Genomic DNA, 8,594 nt, shown 5'->3' with positions numbered 1-8,594 from the left:
ATACGCCAATGAATTCGCTTTCCGCTGGAACACCCGCCATCAAACCGATGGCACCCGCCTGAAAGGGTTTGGCCAGTTGATCGAAAACAAACGGCTCACCTACCGCCAGGTTTCCTGCGTTTGCTAAATATATAAGCCCGGACACACATTGTCCCCAGTAATGGGGACTCGCTGGGATCCGCGGATCCCGTATTGTAAGCGCGTCGTTGCGAGCAAAAATGCAGTTGCTGTGTGTGAAGTAGGGCGTATGTCTGCGGCGCCGCACCAATGACAAAGATTCGCGGTGCCGATGCTGCGAAATGGAAATTGAAATTTGTTCTCATAAGAGGCTGGACTCGTCCAGCCTCTTTCTTTTTTGTCCCACCCCCGAATTGACTCCCGTCCCGCGGTTTCAATACGGTTAGCCGATGATCATTGCGCCTTCGCTCCTTGCTGCCGATTACGCCCGCTTCGGCAAGGAGGTCGAGCGCGTCAGCCGATCGGGTGCGGACTGGCTTCACCTGGACATCATGGACGGGCATTTCGTGCCGAACATTTCCTTCGGACCCGCTCTCGTCAAAACACTGCGCCCGGTGACGAGGATGTTCTTCGACGTTCACCTGATGTGCTCGTGTCCCGAGATTCTCCTGCAGCCATTTGCGCAGGCGGGAGCGGGCCAGATGACGGTGCACGTGGAACTCGGCGAACAGGTGACGAGCCTTTTCTGGAAAATCAAAAAGCTCGGTTGCAAGGTCGGCCTCGCGGTCAATCCGCCGACGGCCATTTCACTCGCCAGGCCATTCCTCGAGAAGATCGACACGTTACTCGTGATGACCGTAAATCCAGGCTTTGGCGGCCAGGAATTCATCCACGAAACGCTCCCGAAAATCCAGCAGGCAGCGGCATGGCGATCCGAGCGCAACTTGAAGTTTCACATCCAGGTGGACGGCGGAATCAATCACCAGACAGCAGTGGAATGCGCGCGGGTTGGGGCGGATAATTTCGTCAGCGGCACGACGCTTTTCAAGCAGCGCAACATGGGGGCGGCTGTCAGAAAGCTGCGCAAGCTGCTCGCGGCGGTGGAAGCAACCGGGCGCAAGACCCTGCAACAACAAACCAACACAAAGGCTCTTTGACATGGGCAGGATCTCTTTTGGAACGGACGGGTGGCGATCGGTCATTGCCGAGGATTTCACATTCGCGAACGTCGCTCGCGTTGCGCAGGCAACGGCGGATTTCTGGCAGGCGAATCCGGTTGCGGACGCGCAGAAGAGCGTGGTGGTGGGATACGATCGCCGTTTCTTTTCCGACCGATTCGCGGCGATCACTGCCGAAGTGATGGCGGGAAACGGATTTCGAGTGCTGCTCACAGACGCGCCAACGCCAACGCCGGCTATCTCGTTTGCGGTGAAGAGCGAGAACGCCATTGGCGGCGTGATGATCACCGCCAGCCACAATCCGCCGATATTCAATGGATTTAAGTTGAAATCCCACTACGGCGGTTCCAGTGATCCCGAAACCTGCAAGGGCGTGGAGGCGATGCTTGATCTTAATGCCGTTCGGACCGAACCCTTGGCGGAGGCGATTCGCGGCAAGCGGGTCGTGGTTCGTGACATCAAGCCCGGCTATTACCGCGCGATCCAGAAGCTGGTTGACTTCAAATTGATCGCGCGGTCGCGACTGAAGTTTGCGCACGAGGCGTTGTTTGGAGTTGGAGCGGGTTGCTTTGAAGAACTGCTGAAGGGAACCACGTGCAAGGTTACCACGCTGAACGCGGCGCATGATCCGTTTTTCGGAGGCATCAATCCCGAGCCCATACAAAAGAATTATGCGCGCAGTGCAGCGTACCTTCGCAAGCATCCGCATGATATTTGCCTCGTCACGGATGGCGATGCGGACCGCGTGGGGGGGATGGATGGCCGGGGGAACTATCTTTCGACGCACCAGCTCATCTGCCTGCTGCTCCGCCACCTCGTCGTGAATCGTGAGGAAAAAGGCCGCGTGGTGAAGGCGCTGACGACGACTTCACTGGTCGACAAGATGTGTTCAGCGTTCGGGCTGGAACTGGTCGAGACAGGGGTCGGGTTCAAGTACATCTGCGCGGAAATGACGACAGGTGGCGTGTTGCTGGGCGCCGAGGAAAGCGGCGGCATTGGCTTCCCGGGGCACATCCCGGAGCGCGACGGAATCGCCGCCGGCCTGTTTCTGTTGGAAATGCTGGCGACGGAAAAAACTTCCGTAACGCGGATGATTTCGGCGCTGGAGAAGCAGTTCGGACCGCACCGATACGGGAGAATCGACACACATTTCCCCCTGGAGAAACGTGCGGCGCTGATGCAGTTCCTGAAGGATAATCCGCCCGACAAGCTCGCGCGTTCGCCGGTCGTGGATGTGAAGAGTTACGACGGCGTGAAGTATGTCGCGAACGACACCTCATGGCTGATGCTTCGGGGTTCTGGAACGGAACCGATTCTTCGCATTTACGCCGAGGCACGCAACGATGCCGATGTGCAAAAACTTCTCCGCCTGGGCGTTCAATTAACCAAGCGGGTCTGACTGCAAGGAGCGAAGGCTTCAGAGCCTGCAGCGCGTTGAATTTGCGAGACGTGTGGAAACTGCCAGTCCGTCTCGTAAAGCCCCGTGCCAAAGTGGCGTGAAGAACGTTCAACCGGCGTGAACGCCGCTCCCCTTCGGCTCAATACGTGTGCAACCGGAAAAAGTGCTGAGCGTTCGTTTTTGGGACTGAGAAATTCTTCAAGGTCCCATCTCCCGCGATGACCTGGTTTGTGCGCCAGACGCCCACCCCGAGATTTGTCCGGGAAAGAATCACGTGCGTTGCACCAATCTGCGATGCAAACGAAATCTGCAGGTTCGTTCCCGCGTTTTGCGGCAACAGAACAATGGGCTGCTGTGACTGCGGAGAACCGACGATGAATCCGGAAACAGCCTCTGTCGTGACACGAGATTCACCCGTGGAGAACTCAAGAAATGGAATGGTCACGTCAAAGATGTCCATTGTGCGCTCGTAACGAACGGAAAAGAAATTCGTCCCCGGCAGCACGGCAGGACCGCTCACCCACGTGGTCGCTGCTGGAGCCAGGTTCCCGAAGGCGTAATTCACGTTCATGTCGTTGGTTCGGCGCCAGGCACGAACGTGCAGTTCCTCCCAGTCTGCTGGACCCGTCCAGGCATACGCTGGATTCGTCGAAACCATTGTTGAACCGTTTTGCGGAACGGTAATGTTGACAGTTGCGAAGGTGTTCGTCGTCAGCGAATCGGTTGAAACTTCGAACTGGAACGATTGCTCCTGAGCTGAATCCTTGTCCAGCCACAGGGTCCAAACGCCGTTCGTCAAGCTGTGAAGCATGTCATTGAAGTTCGTAAAGATGACTGAACTCGACATGTTCGTGGGTCCAAACGAACCCTGGAAGGCTGCTGTTGGAGATTCAAGGAAATGGTAACTGAGCGGCTCGAACGACGAGGACAAGTTGGGGAATGCCACGTACGTGGTCAGTCCCGGAAAGAAGTCGTCGTGAAGCGCCCGCTTTTCCTGGACCACTGTAATTGAGAATGTGATGGGCGGGAGCTGCGCCGTAAAGATGACATCATCGACGTACCCCGCATCGGCGAAGTCAGCGCTAACGCCATCCTTGACGTAACGCCAGCGGATCGTGTGCGGGCCTGGATCAATCTCAAAGGCTTCAAAGGTCCACCCGGAATCGCCTGAGATCGCGCTCTGCCATGAATCGTCAATGTATAACTCCAGGAAGTCTGCGTCTTCCTCGCTCGAAACAGCCCAATAGAACGACAGCGTTCCGGGCCCATGGACCGTCGTTTCCATCCACGATTCCTCGTCATCGCCAATGGCACCGCTCTGCGCGGCATCCACACCATCGCTGGTCATGTCGGTCTGAAGAAACCAGGGGGAAGTAATGCTCGTGTTCCAGCTGAGATTCGGGGCATCCACCGCTTCTCCGAGGTTGTTGCCCACCACGTCGGGAACCGTCTGCCCGGGATTCTGAAATAGAAATTCAACTTCGCTGTCGGAAAGGACCCCGGAATAAATCTGGATGTCGTCAAGAACGCCATGCAATCCCTCCCCATTGTTGTAACCAATGTCCAGCGCTTCTGCTTCGTCCAGCAGTTCCGTGGTGCCGAAACCCTGCGCGTCGAGTTGACCGTTGATGTAAATCCGCTTTTCGCCCGTGATCTGATCGCGCGTCACGACGAGGTGCACGAAGTCACCGGTGTTAATGTCTGTTTGCGAGCGCAACGTGTTCCATCCGCTGCTTCCTCCCGTGACGAACGCCAGCTTGCTGCCGGCGATCGACATCGGAACAACCCACGCGCTGCCCGCTCCATTGAAAGCGGAAACGATGCCCGCATTGCCGAACAAGCCGTCGTCGTCGTCGCTTCCCCAAATCTGGTCCGTCTTGACCCTGACAGAAACGCTGAAGCTTCCAGCAACGGTCCCAAGCAATTCGTCCGCGGTGGTCAGCCACGCTGCGCCGTTGCCCTCATTGGTGTCGAGCCCCAGCGCCAGTTCACCCGATGCTGCGTCGTTCGTGACAATCGCGACCGCTCCGCCGAAGCTCGATCCGAATTGAATGTCATTGTCTGCGGGCGATAAATCCTCCGTGTGGATCGAACCGTCTTCGAACTCGTAATGCGCCGCGAGAACGTGTCCGCCTTGGGAAGATTGCCCTGTCACGGTGAAGAATGAGAATGCAGTTGAAATAATATCGCCTTGCGCAGTCCAGTTCGCGAGGGGTTGTCCGAGCGAGTTCGTGGGTGTCGAAATCGTTATGCCAGCGAATGGATAGGCCCCGTAGCTGACCTGGAACTGGTTGTCGCCGGGAAGGAGCGCGCCGGGTGGCGTCCAGTTGGTTGTGGTGGTGCTAATCTCATCCGTGGAAAATGACCTCAGAAAATCATTGTCGGATGCCGAGACATACAGATAAGTCAGGTGTGAAGGCCCCGTCCAATGAAACGTCGGCTGCGGCGGCACGCCGGCGCTGGACTGGACGGGATATAAAATTTCCACCACTCCAAACTGGTCTGAGTTGACGCCTGCCATCGAGATCGTGAAGTAGTAAATGCTTTCCTCCGCAGTCCCCTTGTTCAGGTACAGCTTCCAAGGCCCGTTGGTAACCGTGTGCACAATCGTCGAGACATCGTTCGTGAAGAAGAATTCGTTGCCTTCAAAATTGGTGCCCGTTTGGCGCCACAATGAGCCATCCGCCGACTCGACGCGGTGCACGGATTCAGGCGCGGGATCGCTGGTCAATGTGATCCAAGGATAGTACACCGTCGAGCTTCGCGTCAGGCTGAGGATGAAGTTGATTTCTGCATGAGCTGAAACCGGAAAACAGAATGCGGCAAGGGCGAGAAACAGCGCGATGCAGGACGGAGCAGATTGCCAGAACATTGAAGTTCTTGTGGTCGCAGGGGAATTCTCGTTGCGCGGGCGGCGCGTGGCCAACGGCGGCGGATCGTAAGATTTCATGGGGGGGGTACAACAGGAATTTAGCTTCGGCTTTGCTTCGGCTCGCGGTGGATCGTGCCCTTCTTTACATGCGCCCATATGGGATTTCAACAAGGAAAGCAGCCGTCGCCCCACCTGTCCCGTGGCGGCAGGCATCCTTGCCTGCCGTGGAGCCGGGCTTCCAGCCCGGTGGAAAGAACCTCAAACGGAGCCGAGCGCGTTGAGAAGATTCGGAGTCTCGCTCGTGCTTAACAGTTTTTTCCGGGCGGCAAGGATGCACGCCCTCTACGTCAGGCAAGATGCCTGACGCCACCCTCAAGCGCCTCCTTCGCGTTGGATCAAACGATTTGATCACCCCTAATTGGGCAGGCGCCTTCGCCGATGCAGGACATCTGAGGCTCGCATCGAGGTAAACTCCGCGTCATACTCCAGCATGCATCCGCACCCTTTTCCCGCGTGGGTTCATGGTTTGATTCTTATTCTCCTGGTTTCGTCCGCTGCAGAAGCCCAGTTAGGGCGGCGGTTTGCCTCAGAAAAGAAGACCATCAAGGATCCTGCCACAGGCGTTCCCCTCACGTTCCTGACGAGTTCACAGGACGGGGAGCGGAAGATTTATCCGACGCATCCGCAATGGACCGCCGACGGACAATGGATCGTCTTTTTCTCGGAACGCGCACCGCAGCAGGTTCTCGCCGTGAACGAAAAATCCGGCGTCATGGTTCAGGTGACGGAAACGGGACATCAGGGAGCCCTGTGGGTTGGCCAGAAATCCATGCGGCTTTTCCTCACGCGCCGGGCTCCGGGCGCCACGAATTCCCCGGGCGATGGTGACGCGCGTCCCCGTTCAAGGCGGTTTCGCGGGCCCGTTCAGATGGTTGCGATCGATCTCGCAGGTGTGTTCGCCGACAGCGCCCGCGGCCGCATGAAACCTGCAGCTGCTTACGAACAGGTGTTTGGACTCATCCCGCAGGAGATGGCCGGGGGTGAGCTGGCCATCGACGCCAGCGAACAGTTTGCGTACTTCAGGATGACAGCGGACGCGGCTGCCAGGTTGCTTCCCGAAGGAACCCAGGTTGAGCCTAACTTTGGACCGCGAAGCATGGGTGAAGGGCCTTCTGGAATTGCAAAAATGAACCTCACCACGGGTGAAGTGGCGCCCGTCATTGCCGTTCCATTTCAGGTCGGTCACATCCAATCCAATCCCTGGCGTTCAAACGAAATCGTGTTCTGCTGGGAGACTGGCGGCAAATCGCCGCAACGCACATGGACGGTGAACGCAGATGGTTCGGGTCTGCGGCCAGTCTTCCCTGAATCGGAATTCGACTGGGTCACGCACGAGGCTGTGATTGGACCCGATGAAGTGGCCCTGGCTATCCTGGGGCATCGCAATCCCGGCGTGGACGACGGCTGGGGAAAGGCCGGAACACGGGTGCGGCCCACGGGATTGGGAATCGTTAATCTGCGGACGCGGAAAATGTTGATCGTCGGGCAGACGCGAAGCGGAAGCGGATTGTGGCATGTCCATGGATCGCCTGATGGCAGGTGGGCCGTGGGAGATGATTTCGATCGCAACCTATGGCTGATCGATCGACGCACCAGTGAAATGATGCGGCTGACGGCCGGTCATAAAACAACTGCGGACGATCATCCGCATCCAACTTTCCATCCGGATGGAACTCGAATTCAATTTCAGTCAGCCATGCTCTCTACTGACGGCCATTCGATGGACATCTGCGTCGTCGCTGTTCCGAGAGCATGGTTGAAGCGTCAGCCGCGTCTGCACGATCATTAGGAATTCAGCCGATGCCCGTAATGCGGACATGGACTGTGATGCGTTTCTTTCCGCGAAAGGGTGCCATCCCGGGCAAAGCAAGAATTAGAACGGTCACGATCCCATCGCCATCTGAAATGCGTTTTCGACTCCCCGGCAAAATGACACGTTATGCGAACGGCAGATGAAGGATTCGATTTTACACTGGCGTTTCCATGCGCTGCGTCGTTTGGAGCGCAAGCTTGCAGCGCCCGGTTTGTATCGGGTGCTGGCGCCATTTGCCTGGTGGAGGGCCTTTCGCAAGACACTGTTCAAACCGCCCGACACCGGGATTTCCGTGCCAGACTGCGTCCGTCCGCCGTCCACCCGGCGAAGTGCGCGGAATCGGCTGATGGTCTCCTACCTCAATCAATACCTGAGACTCTTTCAAGATCGGCTCTCTGAACCGAAGTGGGCCGGGCGTTGCGCAATCTCGGGGATCCATCATTTGGAGGAGGCGTGCCAGACGCGACGCGGTGTGATCCTGGCCTTCTGCCATTTTGGACCTTACGCCAACCTCAGGATCTGGCTGCGGGCTTTCGGAACTCCCGGCGCAATCGTGGTCGGTCCAAATGCTGAGAAGCGTCCAAGGTGGCAGCAGTTCCTGGATGTCCGCGCGGGCGATTCCGATCATCCCACGATCATTCCACTGGATCAATTGAGGGAGGCAGCGGCGATTTTGTCCCGCGGAATTCCGCTTCTAATCGCACTCGATGCGGAGCGTGGAAAGCAGATGCACATTCCGTTTCAATCTGGCTGGACGTTTCGGATGGCGACCGGCGCGATGCGCATGGCAGTTAACCATGATGCTGCGTTGATACCTTGCACAATTATCAATCGAGGTCCGTGGCGACATCAGATCGAACTTAGCGCTCCGGTGCCGGCCACGTTCCTTGAAACCCGCGCCCGCTGGCCGGAGGCGGGGAAATATCTCCTGGACAAATTGATGCCACACGTCAAAGCCCATCCCGCGCAATGCGACCGCAACCTCTTGAACTGTTTCATACGGCTGCCACGGGAAACAGTTGAAAGCGACTCGCGTCTGAGAGCTTGAACGTTGTCGCAAATCCTCAACGTGCCACAGCCGAGCGCATCAAATTCGACCGTCACTCCATCGCCGGGATAAAGGCGGCGCGCAATGGGGTCGAGGCGGCGCGCAATGGGGTCGCATCTAAAACATTGACAATTGCTTCTGAAGCTTCGCAACAAACCTCTGGCGCTCCGGGTCAGTCGCCAATAAAACTCCAAATCGCTTCACACCTTGTGCAGCCGCTTGATACTTCACACCGACTTCCCTCACCACTTCCGCCAAACGCATCC

6 protein-coding genes are annotated in these 8,594 nt (G+C 57.3%); 5 read left to right on the top strand and 1 reads right to left on the bottom strand.

Going from position 1 to position 8,594, the window contains the following annotated elements; genetic code table 11:
- The 3 genes from VEH04_14955 to VEH04_14945 form a co-directional block, all read left to right on the top strand.
- Window positions 1–127 (top strand): transposase (locus VEH04_14955; GenBank protein HYG24077.1); only part of this gene is annotated, 127 nt, incomplete at its 5' end.
- A gap of 280 nt (window positions 128–407) precedes the next feature.
- Entirely contained in the window at window positions 408–1,115 is a 708-nt protein-coding gene (gene rpe / locus VEH04_14950; protein ID HYG24076.1) for a ribulose-phosphate 3-epimerase, read from the top strand.
- A gap of 1 nt (window position 1,116) precedes the next feature.
- A complete protein-coding gene (locus tag VEH04_14945; GenBank protein ID HYG24075.1) occupies window positions 1,117–2,535 on the top strand; it encodes a phosphoglucomutase/phosphomannomutase family protein in 1,419 nt (472 codons plus the stop codon).
- A gap of 139 nt (window positions 2,536–2,674) precedes the next feature.
- Here the strand turns inward: VEH04_14945 and VEH04_14940 are convergent, their stop codons facing one another.
- Window positions 2,675–5,407 carry a LamG domain-containing protein gene (locus VEH04_14940; protein ID HYG24074.1) on the bottom strand — a complete coding sequence of 911 codons (2,733 nt, stop codon included), beginning with the start codon at window positions 5,405–5,407 and terminating at the stop codon, window positions 2,675–2,677.
- Window positions 5,408–5,897: 490 nt separating this feature from the next.
- Here VEH04_14940 and VEH04_14935 point away from each other — a divergent pair, with 490 nt between their 5' ends.
- Together VEH04_14935 and VEH04_14930 are read left to right on the top strand one after the other, a co-directional pair.
- Window positions 5,898–7,256 (top strand): hypothetical protein, encoded by a 1,359-nt coding sequence (locus tag VEH04_14935; GenBank protein HYG24073.1) that lies wholly within the window; start codon window positions 5,898–5,900, stop codon window positions 7,254–7,256.
- A 163-nt stretch (window positions 7,257–7,419) separates the two neighbouring features.
- Complete coding sequence (locus tag VEH04_14930) at window positions 7,420–8,328, top strand: hypothetical protein (GenBank protein HYG24072.1); 909 nt, start codon at window positions 7,420–7,422, stop codon at window positions 8,326–8,328.
- Window positions 8,329–8,594: the final 266 nt, after the last annotated feature.

The organism is Verrucomicrobiia bacterium (assembly GCA_035629175.1).
GTDB lineage: Bacteria > Verrucomicrobiota > Verrucomicrobiia > Limisphaerales > DASXHY01 > DASXHY01.
The sequence above is the reverse complement of the archived record's forward strand: the minus strand, read 5'-3'. Positions and strand labels throughout refer to the sequence as shown.